This is a genomic window from Acinetobacter sp. SwsAc2, from assembly GCF_013391465.1.
In the GTDB taxonomy this organism is placed as follows: domain Bacteria; phylum Pseudomonadota; class Gammaproteobacteria; order Pseudomonadales; family Moraxellaceae; genus Acinetobacter; species Acinetobacter johnsonii.
The window spans coordinates 43,850-64,243 of sequence record NZ_JACBEZ010000006.1 but is presented as its reverse complement, the minus strand read 5'-3'; the positions used below and the strand labels follow the sequence as shown (position 1 = coordinate 64,243).

Annotated in this window: 16 protein-coding genes; 3 read left to right on the top strand and 13 right to left on the bottom strand. The window is 37.4% G+C overall.

Annotated features, from left to right (window positions below):
* Positions 1 to 6: 6 nt before the first annotated feature.
* The 3 genes from HYI04_RS04355 to HYI04_RS04345 all read left to right on the top strand — a co-directional run bounded on the left by HYI04_RS04355 (position 7) and on the right by HYI04_RS04345 (position 5,201).
* The gene (locus tag HYI04_RS04355; RefSeq protein ID WP_178895901.1) at positions 7 to 1,539 is read left to right on the top strand and encodes a TnsD family Tn7-like transposition protein; all 1,533 of its coding nucleotides are present in this window, start codon (positions 7 to 9) and stop codon (positions 1,537 to 1,539) included.
* Positions 1,529 to 3,115 carry a Tn7-like element transposition protein TnsE gene (locus HYI04_RS04350; protein WP_178895900.1) on the top strand — a complete coding sequence of 529 codons (1,587 nt, stop codon included), beginning with the start codon at positions 1,529 to 1,531 and terminating at the stop codon, positions 3,113 to 3,115. The genes HYI04_RS04355 and HYI04_RS04350 overlap by 11 nt, the downstream gene beginning before the upstream one ends.
* Positions 3,116 to 3,830: 715 nt before the next feature.
* Entirely contained in the window at positions 3,831 to 5,201 is a 1,371-nt protein-coding gene (locus tag HYI04_RS04345) for a phosphomannomutase CpsG (RefSeq protein WP_178895899.1), read from the top strand.
* Between the two features lie 72 nt (positions 5,202 to 5,273).
* On the opposite strand, the gene galE is transcribed toward HYI04_RS04345, so the two are convergent.
* The 13 genes from galE to wecC form a co-directional block, all read right to left on the bottom strand.
* Positions 5,274 to 6,293, bottom strand: a complete 1,020-nt coding sequence (galE, locus tag HYI04_RS04340) for a UDP-glucose 4-epimerase GalE (RefSeq protein ID WP_178895898.1) — start codon at positions 6,291 to 6,293, stop codon at positions 5,274 to 5,276.
* The gene (gene pgi, locus HYI04_RS04335; RefSeq protein WP_178895897.1) at positions 6,286 to 7,959 is read right to left on the bottom strand and encodes a glucose-6-phosphate isomerase; all 1,674 of its coding nucleotides are present in this window, start codon (positions 7,957 to 7,959) and stop codon (positions 6,286 to 6,288) included. Before pgi ends, galE begins: the two co-directional genes overlap by 8 nt.
* Positions 7,956 to 9,212: a UDP-glucose/GDP-mannose dehydrogenase family protein gene (locus HYI04_RS04330; protein WP_178895896.1), complete on the bottom strand. Its 1,257-nt coding sequence runs from the start codon at positions 9,210 to 9,212 to the stop codon at positions 7,956 to 7,958. Before HYI04_RS04330 ends, pgi begins: the two co-directional genes overlap by 4 nt.
* Before the next feature lie 19 nt (positions 9,213 to 9,231).
* Entirely contained in the window at positions 9,232 to 10,101 is an 870-nt protein-coding gene (gene galU, locus HYI04_RS04325) for a UTP--glucose-1-phosphate uridylyltransferase GalU (protein WP_178895895.1), read from the bottom strand.
* An 88-nt stretch (positions 10,102 to 10,189) separates the two neighbouring features.
* Complete coding sequence (locus HYI04_RS04320; RefSeq protein ID WP_178895894.1) at positions 10,190 to 12,064, bottom strand: nucleoside-diphosphate sugar epimerase/dehydratase; 1,875 nt, start codon at positions 12,062 to 12,064, stop codon at positions 10,190 to 10,192.
* A gap of 45 nt (positions 12,065 to 12,109) precedes the next feature.
* A complete protein-coding gene (locus HYI04_RS04315) occupies positions 12,110 to 12,637 on the bottom strand; it encodes an acetyltransferase (protein WP_178895893.1) in 528 nt (175 codons plus the stop codon).
* On the bottom strand, positions 12,630 to 13,643 hold the full coding sequence (locus HYI04_RS04310) for a glycosyltransferase family 4 protein (RefSeq protein WP_178895892.1): 1,014 nt from the start codon (positions 13,641 to 13,643) through the stop codon (positions 12,630 to 12,632). Before HYI04_RS04310 ends, HYI04_RS04315 begins: the two co-directional genes overlap by 8 nt.
* 7 nt (positions 13,644 to 13,650) lie before the next feature.
* Entirely contained in the window at positions 13,651 to 14,589 is a 939-nt protein-coding gene (locus HYI04_RS04305; protein ID WP_178895891.1) for an NAD-dependent epimerase/dehydratase family protein, read from the bottom strand.
* Entirely contained in the window at positions 14,586 to 15,695 is a 1,110-nt protein-coding gene (locus HYI04_RS04300; RefSeq protein WP_178895890.1) for a glycosyltransferase family 4 protein, read from the bottom strand. The genes HYI04_RS04305 and HYI04_RS04300 overlap by 4 nt, the downstream gene beginning before the upstream one ends.
* Positions 15,696 to 15,721: 26 nt before the next feature.
* Positions 15,722 to 16,831 (bottom strand): glycosyltransferase, encoded by a 1,110-nt coding sequence (locus HYI04_RS04295; protein ID WP_178895889.1) that lies wholly within the window; start codon positions 16,829 to 16,831, stop codon positions 15,722 to 15,724.
* A gap of 21 nt (positions 16,832 to 16,852) precedes the next feature.
* Positions 16,853 to 17,956, bottom strand: coding sequence for a glycosyltransferase (locus tag HYI04_RS04290; RefSeq protein WP_178895888.1), 1,104 nt, complete (start codon positions 17,954 to 17,956; stop codon positions 16,853 to 16,855).
* 67 nt (positions 17,957 to 18,023) lie between these two features.
* Complete coding sequence (wecB, locus tag HYI04_RS04285; protein WP_178895887.1) at positions 18,024 to 19,169, bottom strand: non-hydrolyzing UDP-N-acetylglucosamine 2-epimerase; 1,146 nt, start codon at positions 19,167 to 19,169, stop codon at positions 18,024 to 18,026.
* The gene (wecC, locus tag HYI04_RS04280) at positions 19,169 to 20,377 is read right to left on the bottom strand and encodes a UDP-N-acetyl-D-mannosamine dehydrogenase (RefSeq protein WP_178895886.1); all 1,209 of its coding nucleotides are present in this window, start codon (positions 20,375 to 20,377) and stop codon (positions 19,169 to 19,171) included. The genes wecB and wecC overlap by 1 nt, the downstream gene beginning before the upstream one ends.
* Positions 20,378 to 20,394 lie beyond the last annotated feature (17 nt).

Below are 20,394 nucleotides of genomic sequence, written 5' to 3'. Positions count from 1 at the left end.
AGAATCATGTGGAATTTTCCAACACCGCTCCCCGATGAACTAATTTACAGTACCATCGCCCGTGCTGGATTACACCATGGTATTCAAAGTCCTAAACAGCTACTTGATGAGGTCTTCAAAGATAGAAAAGTCGTTGCTACGTTAGATTTGCCTAGTCATTTAAATGCTATCGTACATTTATTACAGCAAACTGGTCATTTTAGTTTAATAGACCTAATTTATAAACACACTATGTTTGGCCTATATGCTCCCTTTGTTCAGGAATCCCATCGACAGAAAGCAATCGCTTTAATGGCTGAGCAGGCATCTGGATCTATTCATCTTATGCTTGGTCTGAATGCTTCCCGAGTCCCCAACAACACCAAACTCCACTACTGCCCAATCTGTATACAGCAACAACGAGAAACTTATGGGGAGTATTTCTGGAATAAGGTCTGGTTTTTACCCAACCTTTCAATATGCCTGAAACATAATTGTTCACTTCTGTCTCAGGATTATATTCAACAACAGCATCGACATCTTTTCTTACCCTTATTACCCAATCAAAATCAGGACACTCCTCATCCCTATTACAAGGAAGATTTCATACTAGGGCAAATGGCTGTAGAGTTATTACGACTTGATCCTCAACCAACTCCAAGCCACGAAAAATGGACTAAATTCTATTTGGAAATGGCTGATGCAAAGAATTTTCGTAGAGGGAATCATGTTTGTCATGAGCAAACTTATGAGCAAGTGATTAAGAAATTTACATGCGATTATCTTGATTCTAAAAATTTAGGTATTGATCCTGATCAAGATTCTTCTTGGCTCAAAACTATTTTTAGAAAGCATCGTAAAACCTTTAGTTTTTTAGAACATTGTATTGTATGGTCCTCGTTTATACCTGAGATGGCACCTAAAGACATTCTGCAATATGTCAGCTCGATTCCAGCAAATCTATATTTTGTAAAAGGACCTATTTTTGCTGATGATGCCCCCTCTATAAAAAAAGAAGAGATACGACAGAAGTGGCAAGATATAGTACTACTGCATGGTGTAAAAACTGGCCGTAACATTAAACCAGGTTCAGCAATTTATATGTGGCTTTATAGAAATGATCGAAATTGGCTATTGGCATTTAATTCAAAACATATATCATGCCCCCCAATTAGAAAAAATAAAATAAATTGGTCCATACGTGATTTTTCAATAACCAAAGAATTATTTAAAGTTTTATACCGTTCAAATGATGACTTAGCTTGTCCGAGAATGTCAAAGAGTTGGTTTCTCCATCAATTATCCAAAGGAAATTCCATTTCCAAAAATTTGCACCAACTACCTTTAAGCTCCAAATTTCTTTCAACTTATTCTGAAGATACAATTGCTTATCAAATACGGAGAATTACCCATGCTATGATCAGGCTTGGTTATACAGAATCCAGTACTAAAGATAAATGGCGGATTTTGCGACTTGCAGGATTAAGTAAAGAAAGGATTACGCAAGAAGCCCAAATTTTCCTAAATATGATTTGTGAGAAGAAGATTTATGCATATTAAAAGCTTTCCTTTAGATACATTGATTACAGGCATAGGACAACTATTTAAATATGATGATAAACCCTGGTTTATTAATCTGTGGGGAGAGACCCAAGAGTCTAAAGCAAAATATAACACCTCATTTTCCCACATGCATTTGCTGGCCAAACGTCGAATTATCAACTCCACCAAAAATGAGCATCGAAAGTCTGGATTTCACCTAAAATTTAGATGTCCTTTACCAGCAGAGTGGATGTCTTTTGTCCAGTCTAAATCAAAATTTCAGTTTTTCGGGTTTGATGCTCTGGCAACCTTTTCAAATGAAGCACAAACTGTCAAGCAGGTCCATATTCAATTGCCACAGCTTGAGTTAGCAAGAGCTTTGTTCTTCCGGAATGCTTACCTCACTCGATCTGCGCTTGAGTTGAACGTGCTGGAAGACGACTTTGATATTCAGAACAAGACTGATCATTACCTAATTAATGTTCTTCCATCATGTGAACGTTCACTTGGACTTTCTCATTTTAATAAACCTGGGTTTCGTCGATTCATTGCATATCTACTTCTAAATAAAAATATAAGAGCTTCATATGAAAGCATCGCTCAACAGTGTCAAGCCTTTGAAAGCATTAATAATAAGGTAAGAACATGGAACTTTAGTTTCATTCCTCCAAATTTAACAGACGTAAACATCGAGGCACATGGTTATTACGACAGTTTAACCAATACATTTAAGATTGATGAAATCATTGGCTTTTCTGGGCTCTCTACCCATATTAATAAACCAGTTTATTTTCATAATGATAAATTTTCTAAAGCAGCAAAAAAATCGGGTAATACCAGTACCATACCACCGAAACCGAATCATGCAGAACCCAAACTCAATGATGAGGAAGAAGCAACGCCTAGCAATAAGCCTACTATTGTAGATGGTCCAACCACTTTACTTGATTTTGATGATCCATTTGAAACTGGGAAAGTTGCAGATAAAACTGGCTCAAAAAATGCTGTTATCGTTGATGATGCCCAAGAGTATATTGATGAATTGATCGGCGATGTTAATGCAGATGAACCAGTGATAGGTGGTTCAGTTAAAGCTGGTGATTTTGAGGGTGCAAAGGATCAAACCAATGATGCTCATTTATATCTAGACCGTTTCTCAGCTTTTATACAGATGCTTTATAAACTTGAGGAAAAGTACGGAATTCAATACACACTAACTTTAAAGGTTTTGCCTGAAGTAGAAGGATTTACCAAACATCTAAAGGTTGATGATAAACCACGCTGTATTGCTGAAGTGCATTTTCTTCATCAAGGCCAGCACTTCATTTTACTAGAGGTTGATACATCTGATAATGCGACTCGTCTTTCAACCCAATTATTAAAGCTAAAAGATCTGAACTGTTGGGAAGAAGATTATAAAAAAATTCGTAAATTTGTAGTTCAAAAAACCCTTAATTGGCCGAATAGCTTTATCAAAAAAATAGCAATTCAACACGTCAGATTTAATCATCCACGTATTGATGAGGGTCAAAAAGTCGCTATTGAAGATTTAGAAAGATGGGCAAATCGCATTTATAAGCATCTACATTCTTAGTCTAACTATAACCAAAATTATCTCCGGACATAGATGAAATGTGTTATTTATTGATTTTACTGTATAATTTTTGATAATTAGATTTACTGGAAATCAAACGAGTGTAATTGTAGCTTTAAAAAATTCAACTAGAAAATGTCAAAGGTATATCTAATCGAACTTTTGAACCTGACATCTTACCTAATAAGGCCTAGTTTACTTATTGTTCCAAATGGTTTTGGAAAGAGCTCTTTTGCTTGCGCCTTTATTAGCTTATTATGAGCCTGAAAGTGAGAATGATATTGCTCTTAGTTGTTCAAATCTTAAGGAGATGTTTTATGTTTACCTTATAAAACATCATGGAACTAATAGACAGATTATTATTGAGAACCAACATCCACTATTAAATGTTCAACGCCAAATATCATTGACTGTTTTCACAAAAAATCCACATGAAGGGTGCTTTGGTCTTCTTTAGTTTACAACTTTATTGTCTAAAAAAGAATTAAAACCTTGAACTTAGTTTAAGACTTTAATGTAAAATTCTTAATGATCTAATTCTTTAACTCATTGATTTTATTAAATCATAAGTTTAAAACTTTATTGTTCAAACACATCAAGCGACAGGATTTATCTAGAACCAAATATAGAAGGAAAAGTGAGGTTCAGCAAATGCTTACCATATGTTTAAATACCTTAAAGTTGAAAATTATTTTCAGGAATCTCGAGAGATCACATGACCAAACTCACATGCTTTAAAGCCTACGATATTCGTGGAAAATTAGGTGAAGAATTAAATGAAGACATTGCCTACAAAATTGGCCGGGCTTATGGACAGATCTATCAACCTAAAACAGTAGTAATCGGTTGTGATATTCGTCTCAGCAGTGAGGGCCTGAAACAGGCCACTATTTGCGGTTTAAATGATGCAGGTGTGAATGTCTTGGATTTAGGCATGACCGGTACGGAAGAAGTTTATTTTGGAGCATTCCACCTGGACGTTCAAGGCGGTATTGAAGTCACTGCCAGTCATAATCCAATGGATTACAACGGCATGAAACTGGTGCGTGAAAATGCCCGCCCGATCAGTGCCGATACAGGTTTAAAACAAATTCAAGCGCTGGCTGAAACGGGTACTTTTAATGAGGTTGCAGAAAAAGGCACAAGCAAAAAATATAATATCGTGCCTGAATTTGTCGATCATCTAATGACCTATATCGACCCGAAAAAAATTCGCCCATTAAAACTGGTCGTCAATGCCGGAAACGGTGCTGCAGGGCATGTGATTGATGCAATTGAAGACAAATTTAAAGCTGTAAACATTCCGGTTGAATTTATCAAGATTCACCATGAAGCGGATGGTAACTTCCCAAATGGTATTCCGAATCCAATTCTGGTTGAGAACCGTAATAGCACCCGTGAGGCGGTCATTCAGTATGGTGCGGATATGGGTATTGCATGGGATGGTGACTTCGACCGCTGTTTCCTGTTTGATGAAAAAGGACAGTTCATTGAAGGTTATTATATTGTTGGCCTTTTAGCACAAGCCTTCTTACTCAAACAATCAGGCGAAAAAATTGTCCATGACCCACGTCTAATTTGGAACACCTTTGATGTCGTAGAGAAATATCAAGGTATCCCTGTTCAGTCTAAATCAGGACATTCCTTTATTAAAGACAAAATGCGTGAGCACAATGCTGTTTATGGCGGTGAAATGTCTGCACACCATTATTTCCGCGATTTTTCTTATTGCGATAGTGGAATGATTCCATGGTTGTTGGTTGTTTCCGTACTGTCTGAAACTGGACAATCATTGTCCTCATTGGTTGAAGAGATGATCACTAAATTCCCTTGCTCTGGGGAAATCAATTTTAAAGTGGCAGATACTCAAATCACGATTCAAAAGCTTTTTGACCATTTCGCAGATCAAAATCCAAGTATTGACCACACAGATGGCGTAAGTTTAGATTTTGGTGCTTGGCGCTTTAACGTACGTGCTTCAAACACAGAGCCCCTGTTACGTTTAAATATTGAAACTCGTTTAGACCAACATCCAAAGCCGATGCAAGACTATGTTGATGAATTGACTCGGTTGATTCAAAATTAATTTCTCGGTTTTAAATATAAAAATAGGCACCTTAAGTGCCTATTTTATTGTGCGGAAAAATATTATAGAAAATTATGCTTTGTAGCCTGTGGGATTCTGCTTTTGCCAATTCCAACTGTCTGCCAACATATCTTCTAGTTTATATTTTGGTTTCCATCCCAGTTCACTCACCGCTCGAGCATTATTCGCAAAAGATGTTGCCACATCACCTGAGCGGCGTGGTGCAATTTCATAAGCAACAGCCATGCCGTTCACTCGCTCAAAAGTATTCTTCACTTCCAGAACAGACGAACCATTACCGGTTCCCACATTCCAAGCTCTACAACCTTTAGCTGCCAAACGATTATTCAATGCACATAAATGCGCATTTGCCAAATCTACAACGTGGATATAATCACGAACACCAGTACCATCAACCGTATCGTAATCATCGCCATAAATTGAAAGTTTTTCACGACGACCAACCGCAACTTGCGTCACATAAGGCATCAAATTATTTGGAATACCTTGTGGGTCTTCGCCAATACGACCACTTTTATGCGCACCAACTGGATTGAAATAACGTAAAAGTGCGATTGACCAACGCCCATCAGCAATAGAAAGCTTTTCTAATAATTGTTCAACAATCAGCTTGGTATAACCATAATTATTGGATGGCATACCTGTTGGCATTAATTCATCCAAAGGAGAAATATTCCCTTCATCATAGACTGTTGCTGAAGAACTAAATACCAAATTAAATACATTGGCACGTTCCATTGCTTGAACCAGCTGTATTGATCCTGAAATATTATTATCAAAGTAAGTCAGTGGTATTTGCTGGCTTTCACCTACCGCTTTTAACCCTGCAAAATGAATCACAGCATCAATAGCATACAGAGAGAAAATTTGATCTAAATCACTTTGATTACGTATATCGCCCTGAATAAACTTAAGCGTTTTTCCAGTTAACTCCTGAACACGTTTTAATGACTCTTCCGAGCTATTTGAGAGATTATCTAAAACAATCACATCATGTCCAGCTTCAAGGAGTTCAACACAGGTATGTGAACCGATATAACCTGCCCCACCAGTTACTAAAATATTAGCCATCTAATTTTCCTAATAAAATTTTTAACAACCCCTGAGTCGAAACATCTAAAGCAGATAAATCTTGTTGTTGCCCATTTAAAATCGGCAGTAACTGATTGGCAATTTCCTTGCCCTTTTCAACGCCCCATTGATCGAAAGGATTAATATTCCAAAGTACAGACTGTACAAATACTTTATGTTCATACATGGCAATCAACATGCCCAAGCTATAAGGATTAAGTTCCTGCATTAAAATAGTTGTACTTGGCTGGTTGCCCTCATATTTTTTATATTCAGGTAAAGAAGCTAATTCATTTTGATCCAATGCTTGATTACCGAATGCCAATAAACGTGACTGTGCTAAACAATTGGAAAGTGCTAAATGATGTTGTTCAATTAACGCCTCAGCATTATCCACATAGGTAAACTGATTTGCGTTATAACGTTGTATCGGTGCAATGAAGTCACAACTCACCGAATGTGTCCCTTGATGCAACAACTGATAAAATGCATGCTGTGCATTTGGTCCAACCTCTCCCCACACAATCGGACAAGTATCCCATTCTACCTTTTCACCATTGCGTTGAATCGACTTCCCATTCGATTCCATTTCAAGCTGCTGTAGATAGGAAGCAAAGTATTTGAGGCGACCGTCATAAGGCAAAACAGCATGGGTTTGAATGTCTAAGAAATTATTATTCCAAGCCCCTAAAAGCCCCATCAAGACAGGAATATTCTGCTCAAAAGAGGCATTTTGAAAATGCTGGTCAATGGCATAAGCACCCGCTAAAAACTGCTTAAATCCATTCACTCCAATAGTTAAAGCAATTGGAAGTCCAATACACGACCATAAAGAATAACGACCACCCACCCAATCCCACAATAAAAATTGATTCTCTGGCGCGATACCCCAAGCAGTCATTTTTTCAGGCTTGGTCGAGACACCAATAAAATGGTGCTTTAAGGTTTGAGCCTCTTGACCTAATGCTTTTTCAAGCCACAGACGTACCGTTTGCGCATTGGAGAGGGTATCAATCGTACCAAATGACTTTGACGAGATAATAAACAAGGTTGTTTCTGGACGCAGCTTATGCAGAAGTTCTGAAAGCTGACTGCCATCTATGGTTGAAACAAAATGCAGATTTAAAGGCTTTTGTGTCGATTTTTTAAAGTCAGATAATGCATGGCTGACCATCAGTGGTCCTAGGTCAGATCCCCCCACACCAATATTCACCACATCTTGAATCACTTCACCCGTCGCACCCCGGTATTGGCCCTCGTGAATTTTGTTGACCAATGCATACATTTTTTGCAGTTGTTCATGAACCTGATCGGCAATAGCTTGATGCTGTTGATCGCATTTTGGTAAACGTAACGCCCAATGCATGGCTGAACGGTGTTCAGTATAGTTAATCGCTGTACTTGAAAATAAGGTTTTAATCCGATTGGTTAAATCTCGTGCCTGCGCCCACTGTACTAAAGAATCAACTACGGTTCGATCAATACGATGTTTACTAAAATCAAAAATAATCGGCTCTAATACGACAGAGAGCTGCTCAAAACGAGTCGAATCATCTGCAAAAAGATCATTCAGATGATGCTGTTCAAAATGAGCTTTCAAGCCCTGCAGTCGGGCAATGGCTGTATTAATATCTTCGACGGGATACGGTTTATTTTGATTCTTCATCGCCCGACTCCCTGATAGGCAAAGCCTTGGGCTTTGACATAACATGGATCATAAATATTTCGACCATCTAAAATCAGTGGGTGCTGCATTTTTTTGAGTAATTCTGGGTAATTAGGGCTCCAGTACTGCTTCCAAGCGGTTAATAAGCACAAAGCATGTGCTCCCTCAACGGCCTCATATTGATTGGTACAGTAAATCAAATCTTCTCGATGCCCATAATGTTTTTCAATTTCGGCCAATGCCTGAGGATCATGCAATTTGACCACCATATTTTGTGCCCAAAGCGCTTTTAACATGGCATGAATTGGAGATTGCTGAATGCGAGACGTGTTTTCTTTAAATGATGCACCCCAAATCGCAATCACCTTACCCGCTAAATCCCCATGATAATAATTCCATAATTTACGAAAGAGAATTTCTTTTTGCTGCTCATTGATATCCCAAACTTGTGCCAATAATTGGCTCTTCGCTCCAGTCCCCGAAACAGTATTTGCCAATGTTAAGACATCATGAGAGAAGTTTTCACCGCCAAAGCCAGCACCTGGATAAAGATATGAAGCCCCGATTCGACTATCCGCCGCCAAGCCTTGACGTACATACTCAATATCGATACCTAGCTTTTCAGCCACCACAGCTAAATCGTTAATATAACTGATGCGGGTTGCCAACATGCCTGAAACACTAAGTTTAGTAAACTCGGCATCTAAAACGGGCATAAACAAATATTGTTGTTCTCTTGGAAATAATGGGCGAAGTAACTCTCGAATTTTAATTTGGCTTGTTTCGCTTGAGCAACCTACAGTCAACTGTTTAGCCTGTAGTAAACTTTGCAAAGCGTTACCCTCTTGGATCACGTCAGGCAAATATACCCAATCATCATCCGTTAAGATTTTTTCAAATTTTTCAGTGCCGTGTAACCCTAAAGTCGAGGCATTGATCATCAATTTAGGATGAATAATAGGGCGCTGTTTGAGTTCTTTTAAAATTTCAATGCCTTGCGATTCTTCTGTCGGACTCAGACTAAAAAAGTAAGCATCGATATCGAGAGGAATCGCATTAAAATTGCAGTATTGCAGAAATCCACTTTTTTCTTGCTTATGGAGTAGATTGATAACAGCATCATCTTGTGTATAGGCTTGCTCTGAAGCCGACCTTTTTAAGATATCGCACCAAAAGACCTGATGTCCACATTCAGCTAGCAATGCCGCCATAACACCTGAATACAGGGTTTGTCCAAATACTGCAACTTTCATAAGAGTTTCCCGCTGATCATTAAAGCTCTTGGATAAGCGCTTTAAATGCCTCACCCAACTTCGGGTGATCGACCCCATAATGCAAAACAGCTTTTAAATAACCCAGTTTACTACCACAATCAAAAGTTTGACCTTTCATACGATAGGCTTCAACAGTATTGGTCTGTTGTAGCATGGCAATTGCATCGGTTAATTGAATTTCGTTACCCGCACCTTTCGGTGTTTGTTCCAAAAGTTGCATAATCTCAGCGGGCAAAATATAGCGTCCGACCACGGATAAATTAGACGGTGCTGAACCCACTGCTGGTTTTTCAACAATACCTTGCATCACTATACTTTGACCTTCATTGGGTACAGAAGCTACATCAACAATACCATACTGATCAACCAAATGGTCAGGCACCGCTTCAACCATAATTTGTGAAGCATTTGTTTCATTAAAACGCTGAATCATTAAGCTCAAATCATTAGTTAGATCAGCATCTTTAACTAGAACATCAGGTAACAGCACAGCGAAATCATCATTTCCCACAATCGACTTTGCACATAAAACTGCATGTCCAAGTCCTAAGGGTTGCGGCTGGCGCACACTGACTACGCTGACATGTGGAGGCAGAATATCCTTAATCTCTTTGAGTAAATCAAATTTTTGCTTCTGCTCAAGCGTTGTTTCAAGCTCAAAGTTACGATCAAAATAGTTCTCAATCGATGCTTTAGATGAATGCGTGACTAAAATGATCTGCTCTATACCCGCCGCGACAGCTTCTTTCACAACGTACTCAATCGCAGGACGATCGACCACAGTCACCATTTCTTTAGGGATAGATTTACTGGCAGGCAGAAAACGGGTGCCTAAACCAGCAACGGGTAAAATGGCTTTTTTAATCATCTTAGATACCTAATTTCACACAAATTTTTTAATTAAATTTTACTCATCAACAAGTTGAACTGACTTACTTCAACTTAGTTTTTGAAATTTAGTTCACCTTAATTTCTGTCCCACGGACATAACCATCAACATAGTGTTCCAGCTGTGCCAAAGCCCAGTCGATATCACTTTGAATTGCGGTTAAGTCATGCATACGCTCAAACACCATCAGCAATTCATCCAACGGATACATTTTTTCATAAGAACGTAAAATACGACTGTGCTGGGTCACTTCGGTATTATCGGCATCAATCAACAATTCTTCGTAAAGTTTTTCGCCTGGGCGTAAGCCTGAATATTGAATTTCAATATCACCTTCCTGACTGCCTGTTTCTCGTACTTTTAAACCACTTAGTGCAATCATTTGACGGGCCAAGTCCTGAATGCGTACAGGTTCCCCCATATCCAGCAGGAATACATCGCCCCCCTGACCTAATGCACCCGCCTGAATCACCAATTGCGAGGCTTCTGGAATGGTCATAAAGTAACGGGTGACTTCAGGATGAGTCACGGTAATGGGCCCACCTTTGGCAATTTGCTGTTTAAACAACGGCACCACCGAACCCGATGAACCCAAAACATTCCCAAAACGGACAATGCTAATTTGGGTCTGATCTTGCGCTTCTGCCATGGCCTGACAATACAATTCTGCCATACGTTTAGACGCCCCCATGACATTGGTTGGACGCACGGCTTTATCGGTAGAAATGAGTACAAAGGTTTCCACACCTGTTTTGACCGCTGCATTTAAGCTAAATGCCGTACCAATGGCGTTGTTTTTCAAACCTGCCAATGGGTTACATTCTACCAACGGCACGTGTTTGTAAGCAGCCGCATGGTACACGGTTTGAACCCTATACTGTTCCATCACTCGCTCTAGTTTGGCCTGATCCAACACTGAACCTAAAATCGGGATAATCGTGACATCGCTATTTAAGCGTAATTCTTTGTCAATGCTGTACAACGCAAATTCGGTCAGTTCATAAATCACCAAAGCTTTAGGTTTATTTTTGACAATTTGACGACACAATTCAGAACCAATGGACCCCCCCGCCCCTGTAACCAAGACCATTTTGTCTTGAATATTTTTAGCCAACAGTTCGGGTACAGGCGGCACAGGGTCACGCCCGAGCAAGTCAATAATATCGACTTCCTGAATATCCGATACGCGAATTTCACCATCGACCAGTTTGGTCAGTCCTGGAATTTCGGTAATTTTAATATGTGCAGGTTCTAAAAATTTGACGATCTCGCTTTTACGCATCCGTCCGACCGAAGGCAGCGCAATCAGAATTTCATCGACATTTTTTTTAGCTAACAATTTTAATGCGCTGTCTGCGTCATAGACTTTTAAACGTCCCAACTGCTGCCCAGTGAGTGAGGGATCATCATCTATAAATAATACGGGTAAGTGTTCATCTGAATTGTATAGTGCTGCTGCAATTTGCTGTCCTGCATTGCCTGCACCATAAATCGCCACACGTTTTTTTTGTACATCGGCTTGTAAATAAGAACGCACGATAAACCGAATAAAACCACGGCTAAACCAAACCCATGCGAACATAAGAAATCCGAACATGAGCGGAATAGAAGTGGGAATAAAGGCATCAGTAAAGTAAGCCAACGCATACAACCCTGCCACAGTCAAAGCAGTACCCAACCCCAGTTTGACCATAAACAGCTCGCAGTAGGTGCGCACAATAAAGCGATACACCCCAAAAATAAACAGCGATACAACGGCAATTACACTTGCCCATACCGAACCAAAAGCCAAGTTGGGCACCACTTCTGCGCCTAGGTCAAACTGACGAATGGCATAACATAGCCACAGCAAGACAGGAAATACACAAAAGTCCAGCACCATTAAAAATGCAAGTTTGACTAAGCGGGGGGATTCAACAGCAGGTTCGATAATGGATTTCATAAATATACTATTATTAATATTTGAATTTTAAAACACCGTATTACTTTAATGCAGAATACAGGTTCCAACCTCTAAAAATGAATGTGCAGCGATAGTTTGACCACCTGCGACTTTTACCCCCACGCTTAAATGAGCAAATTCCTCAATGACCACGTCATGATCCAATAATGTACCAATATTTAAAATTACACCATCGTTGATCACAGTTTTACGACTAATGATACACCCTGCCATCACACTGACCCCTAAACCGATTTGAGCGGTTGGACTAATCATGCTGTGTGGATGAATAACCGAAGTTAATTCTATACCCAAGGCTCGTAAGGTCTGTTGCCATTGCTGCCGTAATGTATTACTGCCTACTGCCACAATCGCTTGAAGCTGCGTATTCTGCAACTGATTTAAATTAGCAATATTTGTCACAATGTTATATTCCGCAACATGCTGTGTTGCAGGCCAACGGTCATCGGCAAACTTAATCTCTTGCCATTGTCCACTCAGTTCTGCAGCTTCTGCAACGGCTAAACCGTATCCCCCTGCACCTAAAATTAACAAACTGGGTTTATTAAGCATCGGGATGACCTGCCTTGAATTTTATAGCCACAAATAGCAATGGCAAATAGGCAATCAGTACTGCCAGTTCAGGGTACGCCCATGGTTGTGTAACCGTTATATAAGCGATAGGAAATAACCACAATAGGTTAATTGCGGCAACCGCCAACGTCACGGGGGTATGACTCCCGCATTTACGCGATAAAATTTGATAGCTATGGCTTCGATGTGCGTCATACATTTTATAGCCGCTCAATACGCGTTTGATCAGGGTATAAGTCGCATCTACCACAAATACACCTAGACAAATGATCCACGCACAAAAAAGTGCCAAGTTTTTTTTGAGGGCGATGAGTGCCAAAATACCCAAAGTGAGGCCGAGAAATCCGCTACAGGCATCGCCCATAAAAATTTTAGCCTTGGGAAAGTTCCACAGTAAAAAGCCAAATACACAGGCTGCCAATAACCAAAGTATGTCTGAGTTTAATGTGGTATTCAGTACATAATACAAAATGGCCATACTAACGACAGTGGTGATTGCTTCGACACTAGCAATTCCGTTAATGCCATCCATAAAGTTGTATAGATTGAGTAACCACACCAAAAATAATACTGCAATAATATTGGCGATAAAGCCAAGTTGCAGACCATTAAAAGCTGTAACTTCGCTAAAGCCTCCCAAGCTGGTCACCACACCAATGGCCACCAAGAAGTGTACGGCTAAACGCAGCATGGAGTTAATATGCCCATGATCATCCAAAAAACCAAGTAAAGCGATGACAAAACCCGCTGCCATAAGAGTTAAGCCAATATGTAGTGTCAATTGTTGGCTATAGATCAGCACAGCCAAGGCCAATAAATAGCTACACACCACCGCAACACCACCACCGCGGGGCGTGGGTACACTGTGGGAGCTACGTTCATTGGGGTTGTCTATTATATTTTTTTTGAGGGCATAATGACGCATGTAGCCTGTAAATAGTAATGTCAGTATAAAAAATACGATGCTCAGTGCAAAAATTGACATGCGTAAATTACTCTTTCATTTTTAAATAATTTTGACCCGCTTGCAGCATCGCTTGCTGGGTACTCAATGGCGCTGTCCAACCCAGCAACTTCTGCGCTTTGGTCGTATCGACTTCTAGTGATTCAAACAACTGTTCATAAAGTTTAGATTTGCCAATACATGCTGCCCCTAGTCTCATAAGCGGTTGCGGAATATAAATGAAACTTACAGGTTTTCCCATGCCCTGTTTTAAATATTGCACTAACTCACGTGTCGAAATACTCGTTTGATCTGCAACTAGAAATGTTTGATTGGCTGCATTTGGATGTTCAATACAGGTTTGGATAAAGTCTACCAAATTTTCAAGTGCAACAAAGCTACGTTTATTTTGTGTGCCTGCAAAAGGTAAAGGTAAATTGCTTGCAACTAGTTTGAGTAACCGAGCAAAGTTACCTGGTGCACGAGCAGCATAAACTAAGGGTGGACGAATAATAACTAATTCTGTGTCTGATCCAGCAAACAGCTTTTTGAGTTCTTGTTCAGCCTCTAGTTTAGAAACAGCATAATCTGCATAAGGTTGTGCTGGAGCATCTTCTGTAAAGGGTTGTTGGGAAGTCACTGAACCATTAACACCTATAGAGCTCATAAAAATAAAACGTTTTACTTTTTTATCCAAAGCTTGACGTGCTAATTGCAAAGTACCTTCTAAATTCACTTTACGAAATTCGCTCAATGGGTCTGTTGATTGTTCATTTAGAATATGAGCACGGCCTGCTAAATGAATAATGACGTCTATATTTTCAGGTAAGTCTGCTGCAAAAATATTAGCAGCAACAAGTTGTTGGATATTTGAAGAAAGTGCATAATTCTGAGTGCGAACTAAAGCAATCGTGTTATACAAACTACTCACCTGTTCAGTCAGAGCTGTACCGACGAATCCTGTTGCACCTGTGATTAAAATTTTCATTTTAAAGTCACTACTTTTGTATAGATTTTAAGGATTTTTGTCAGCATCAAATCATGTGTAAATTCTGTAATAAGACGCTCATATCCACGCTTACCCATTTCTATAGCTAAATTTCTGTCATCAATTAAAGTAGAAAGGGCTGTAGATAGATCTTGAACATCATTCTTATTTGTTAAAAAGCCTGTTTCTTTATCTATAACACTTTCATTGTTACCCCCAACATTTGTTGCTATAACTGGTAACTTAGCTCTCATGGCTTCAAGAATTGTCAAAGGAAAACCTTCATAATTTGTAGATAATACAAAGATGTCTGAGTTATTTAGAAAATCTTTAACATTGCGTTGCTGCCCAAGAAATTTTATTTTATCTCCCAACCCTAATTTATTAGCTTCTTGTTTGCATCGCTCAACAGTTGGACCTGATCCTATAAACGCCATAACCCAATTTTTATTTTTCAACAAACCTAATGCTTGAATTAAAGTCATTTGATCTTTTTGATCGTCAAAACGTGCAACCATTATTATTTTACAAGGCTGATCAAACTGTCTGACTTTCTCAATTTGTAAATCTTGAATAGGTATGCCATTATGAACAGTAGTTACTATATCTAGTGACCCCACACCAAAATTAAAACCATATATACGATCAAATTCTGACACTGTAATAATATGATCTGAAAATTTAATTAGAAATTTTTCAATTTGGGCATAAATTTTTTGTTTTCTTGGACTTATCCCTTCTGTAAAAGCCCAACCATGTGCTGTAAATACTACTGGCAAGCCTAGTGACTTAGCTGCTAAACGTCCCAATAGGCCTGCTTTACTCGAATGACAATGTACAATATCCGGCTTCAGTTTTTTTAAGTGCTTTTTAATTTCCCAAAAACCAAGCGCATCATGTATTAAAGAAATTTCTCTCTTTAAATGATTTAGTGGACTAAAGCTAATATCATTTTTTTCAAGCTCCTCAGTAAAAGCACCTGTTCCACCCACCAAAATATGCACTTCATGTCCTTGACTAATCATTCCTTTTGCTAAGTCAAGAAGATGTACACTAGCGCCTCCTAGTACATCTGAGCGGGTAATAATATAAACAATACTTAGCATTTGAAATTTAAACCTAGAATATACATTTATTTTGTCAAATCAGTATAAATTTGAGACCACGTTTCTAACATTGCTTTCTCACTAAAGTTTTCAAGTGCATTTTGATAACGTTGTTCTATAATTAATGAATGATCAAAATTTCTCGCCTCTAATAACTTTAAAGCATACCTATCAACATCACCTATGGGTGATGTAAATCGTTCATCTAAAAGTATCTCTTTAGCACCACAACAAGCCGTAGAAATAATTGGTTTTTTTGAAAAGACTGCTTCTAACAATACAGTAGGAAGTCCTTCATGATCTGATGACAAACAATAAAAATCACATAATTTTAAAAGTGCTGCCACATCATTTCTACGACCAAGGAAATGAATGTTTTTACTCATTCCCAAATCATATACCATTTTTTTTAATTTTTCTTTCTCTTTACCTTCCCCTATAATTAAGAGCTTATCATCTACATTATTTTTGATAAAATATTTAGAAAAAGCTTGAATAAGTAATGAAAAGTTTTTCTCTGATGACAGCCTGCCAATTGACAGAAATATTTTACCTTTAGATCTAAAATATAAATCAATCTCTTCAGGAACAACTTGGTCTTCTAAATTAGAAAATTTAGTAAAATTGACCCCATTATAAACTGAAACAATCTCATTTTTTTTATAAAAACCATAATCAATATAGCTCTGAACAGCCTCTTTACATACATTTGTATTCAAATTTGACTGTTTTTTTAAGAAATTATTAATTTTGAAAAATAGCTTAGGTATTTTGGTATAAGGAGAAATAGAGCCATGCTCTGAACATATTAATGTATATCCAAATAAAGGTTTTAGTATGCGAGAAAGAACATGACTATAAAAAATATGACTGTGTACTAAATCTGGCTTTAACTCTTTAATTTGTTTTGATAATTTATATGTAGCATATAAATCTGATAAAGGATTTAAGCTACCACGATTAAGCGAATAAACTACAGGTATAGCACCGAGCCATTGTATTTTTTTCAATTCTAAGGCCTGATTATCTATAGTGAAAGCATAAACTTTCACATTTTTCTTAACTAACTCTTTAATAAGATCAGCTCGAAAGCCATAAAAACTTGAGGCAACAGTACCTATAAGAACTACGATCATAGTAAGTCACTTAATTTAAATTTAGTCTTCAATTATGCAATTCAGTGTTCGAATAAAGTTTTTCATAATATTACTCTTTTCTATATACACACTAGATGCCTCCCGAACTTCCAATCTAGATATAACTTTATGCTTTTTAGAAAAATTTAATAATTCAAAAAAATTAAAATCTTTTTTAAAAGTATAGTAGGGGAAATCTTCAGGTAATGAAGCATCTTTATGACCAGAATATACTGGTATTCCCATAGCAAGCATTTCACTAACTTTTAAAGTTGACCCCTCACTCATATTTTGACGAAATAAAGCTAATGAGCCTAAAGCTGTATCACACTTTGATGCTATTGAATAAATTTCATTTTTATTTAGGACACCATAAATCTTAATATTATTCTTATATTTATTATTTTCAATTATTAAAAGTTGATCAGTATTCAAATTCCCAATTAAATGTATAAAAAAGTTATCATCTATATCATTTGTATTAAGGAAATCTAGCAAGATATCTAAGCCATGCCATTCAGTAAAATAGCTACAAACAAAAATTATATTTATCTCATTATCTAATCTATTATCATCAGCAATACATATATCACTTAATTTAATACCATTCTGATAAGTAACATATTTTTTATTTAATTTCCTTCTTTCATTTTGATATTTTGCTATTTCCTCTGTAACTCCAGCTATTAATAAACTATTATTAATAGATATTTTTCCAGTAAACCTTTCTATGATTGAAGCAAAAATACCTTTCCAACCTTTTTTAATTAATACCAACTCTTCAATTTCCTTAGAATGGTGTACACTTACTCTATTTCTCACAAATGGAGAAAATATAATTGAAAATATATCAAAAGGTAGATATCGAAACATTACAATATCATAATATTTACTCATTCTTATTACTTTTAACCAAAAATAAATATTTCGAAGTACCAATACATCAATATACTTAGGAGTTCTATTTTCAAAACTTTCAATTTTTTCACCAGAATGAAAAGCTATTGTATTCCAGTTAATATCTTGTATCTCTTTTGCTGCATTAACTTCATATTTAAGTTGATTTCTTTGACCACTCCCCAACTCTCTTAAAGCTGTTACATGTAAAATTCTCTTTACTTTCATACAAATAAATCTCATAAGTCAATATATTATAATATAAATAGTATATTGACTTATTATTTTAATCCACTTATTTAGTAAATTTATTATCCTTAAGATATTCTATTATGCGACAACTAGCGTTTCCATCTCCGTAGGGATTATGAGCTTTAGACATAGTTTTATAAATAACTGTATCATCGAGCAATTTCTGAACTTGCATAGTAATCACATTTACATCTGTTCCTACTAGTCGGACAGTGCCTGCCTCCACAGCTTCAGGGCGTTCTGTTGTATCTCGCATGACTAAAACAGGTTTACCAAGGCCAGGAGCCTCTTCTTGTACCCCACCACTATCAGTTAGTACCAAATAAGCGTGCTGCATTAAGTATACAAAAGGCTCATAACCTAGAGGCTCAATTAAATGAATATTTTTTAAACTACCTAATAAACGTTTCACAGGTTCTTGAACATTCGGATTCAAATGAACAGGGTAAACAAAATGTGTTTCAGGATTTTTTATTGCCAACTGCTCAAGAGCAGCACAAATATTTTCAAAGCCTCCCCCAAAATTTTCTCGACGGTGGCCTGTAACTAATAAATAACGTTTACCGATTACATCTATGCTTAAGCCAGCTTGAGTTAGAGTATCTTGGATAGATTCACGTAACTCAAATGATGATTCAATCTTGCTCACAACTATTTGTAATGCATCAATCACCGTATTTCCTGTAACTAAAATCTGTGATTTTGGTATATTCTCTGCCAACAATGCATTTTGATTACGTATAGTAGGTGCAAAATGCCATTGTGCTAAGCGACCAGTTAAAACACGATTTGCTTCTTCTGGCCATGGTGAATACATATTGTTAGTACGTAAACCTGCTTCAACATGTCCAATAGGAATTTGTTGATAGAAAGCTGCTAATGAGGCACCAAATGTTGTAGCTGTATCCCCATGAACTAAAACAATATCAGGTTGGAAATCTTTTAAAATATCACGTAATCCCAGTAATACACCCGAAGTTACGTCATATAAATCTTGACCAGGCTTCATTAAGTTTAGGTCATAATCTGGTTTTATTTCAAAAAGCTCCAACACTTGATCAAGCATATCACGATGTTGAGCTGTTACTGCAACTTTTGCAGTAAAAAACTCATCTGCTTCTAATGCTTTGACCAAAGGGGCCATTTTAATTGCTTCAGGACGTGTACCAAATACAGCCAAAACCTTCATTATTTAATCACCCCACAGAAATCTAAAATCACTTTTCCATTACTAATAGCAATATCTTTAAATTCATTATGTGCGACAAGTAAAGCTACAATATCCGCTTTCTCAATAGCTTCCTCTAGCTTGGTAATTTTATAATAAGGATGCTCTTCAACATTTGGTTCAACTATGAAATACGTCTCTCCTTTAGCCTGTTGTAATACTTTTTGTATAATGTAAACCGCTGGTGATTCGCGCAAATCATCAATATTTGGTTTAAAAGCCAAGCCCATTAAAGCTACAGATGGTGTCTTATTATGCTTCACTTCAAAATCACGAATGGTGTTGGCAATTTTTTCTGCACACCAAAAAGCTTTATAATTATTTATTTCACGCGCTTTACCAATAATTTGAGCTTCACGTGGAAATTCTGCAGTAATAAAATACGGGTCAACAGCAATGCAATGTCCGCCTACACCACTACCAGGCTGAAGAATATTAACGCGAGGATGCTTATTGGCAAGGTGGATCAGTTCCCAAACGTTAATGTCAGCTTTATCACAAATTAAAGATAATTCATTTGCAAATGCGATTTGGACATCTCGAGAAGAGTTTTCTGTCAATTTACACATTTCTGCAGTGCGTGCATTGGTTGTATGCAACTCACCTTTGACAAATTGCTTATAAAAAGCGACTGCTTTTTCGGTAGAAGCAGAATTGATACCACCTATAACACGGTCATTATGAACTAATTCATACATAACATTACCAGGTAAAACACGCTCTGGGCAATAAGCTATATAAAGTTTGTCAGTTAACTCTGGACGGCGTGTATAGATAAAATCCCGCATACACTCTGTGGTACCAACCGGAGAGGTCGATTCAATAATGTATAAATCACCTTCTTTTAACAGAGGTAAAATATTTTCTGTAGCCACTTGAATATAGGAAATGTCTGGTTCATGATTACCTTTGAATGGTGTAGGTACCACAATAAGATAGGTATCTGCTTCAGCAGGCTTAATATTCGCTTTTAAATAACCAGATTTTACTGCATTTGCTACTGCCAAATCTAAGTCTGGCTCTACAATATGAATTTTTCCAGCATTAATTGTATCTACAACTTTCTGTGAAATATCGACCCCATGTACAGGAATTTTATGAGTAGCGATTAAGGCAGATGTGGGCAATCCAATATAACCTAATCCAAGTGTAGTCACTGACGATGTCATTAATTAAGGCTCCTAAA

Excerpts from the sequence above, each read along its gene's own strand:
- HYI04_RS04330 (WP_178895896.1), bottom strand. The coding sequence starts at position 9,212 with ATGAAAGTTGCAGTATTTGGACAAACCCTGTATTCAGGTGTTATGGCG.
- galE (WP_178895898.1), bottom strand. The coding sequence starts at position 6,293 with ATGGCTAATATTTTAGTAACTGGTGGGGCAGGTTATATCGGTTCACAT.
- wecB (WP_178895887.1), bottom strand. The coding sequence starts at position 19,169 with ATGAAGGTTTTGGCTGTATTTGGTACACGTCCTGAAGCAATTAAAATG.
- wecC (WP_178895886.1), bottom strand. The coding sequence starts at position 20,377 with ATGACATCGTCAGTGACTACACTTGGATTAGGTTATATTGGATTGCCC.
- HYI04_RS04295 (WP_178895889.1), bottom strand. The coding sequence starts at position 16,831 with ATGATCGTAGTTCTTATAGGTACTGTTGCCTCAAGTTTTTATGGCTTT.
- HYI04_RS04315 (WP_178895893.1), bottom strand. The coding sequence starts at position 12,637 with ATGCTTAATAAACCCAGTTTGTTAATTTTAGGTGCAGGGGGATACGGT.
- HYI04_RS04350 (WP_178895900.1), top strand. The coding sequence starts at position 1,529 with ATGCATATTAAAAGCTTTCCTTTAGATACATTGATTACAGGCATAGGA.
- HYI04_RS04355 (WP_178895901.1), top strand. The coding sequence starts at position 7 with ATGTGGAATTTTCCAACACCGCTCCCCGATGAACTAATTTACAGTACC.
- HYI04_RS04300 (WP_178895890.1), bottom strand. The coding sequence starts at position 15,695 with ATGCTAAGTATTGTTTATATTATTACCCGCTCAGATGTACTAGGAGGC.
- HYI04_RS04345 (WP_178895899.1), top strand. The coding sequence starts at position 3,831 with ATGACCAAACTCACATGCTTTAAAGCCTACGATATTCGTGGAAAATTA.
- HYI04_RS04290 (WP_178895888.1), bottom strand. The coding sequence starts at position 17,956 with ATGAAAGTAAAGAGAATTTTACATGTAACAGCTTTAAGAGAGTTGGGG.
- pgi (WP_178895897.1), bottom strand. The coding sequence starts at position 7,959 with ATGAAGAATCAAAATAAACCGTATCCCGTCGAAGATATTAATACAGCC.
- HYI04_RS04305 (WP_178895891.1), bottom strand. The coding sequence starts at position 14,589 with ATGAAAATTTTAATCACAGGTGCAACAGGATTCGTCGGTACAGCTCTG.
- HYI04_RS04320 (WP_178895894.1), bottom strand. The coding sequence starts at position 12,064 with ATGAAATCCATTATCGAACCTGCTGTTGAATCCCCCCGCTTAGTCAAA.
- galU (WP_178895895.1), bottom strand. The coding sequence starts at position 10,101 with ATGATTAAAAAAGCCATTTTACCCGTTGCTGGTTTAGGCACCCGTTTT.
- HYI04_RS04310 (WP_178895892.1), bottom strand. The coding sequence starts at position 13,643 with ATGTCAATTTTTGCACTGAGCATCGTATTTTTTATACTGACATTACTA.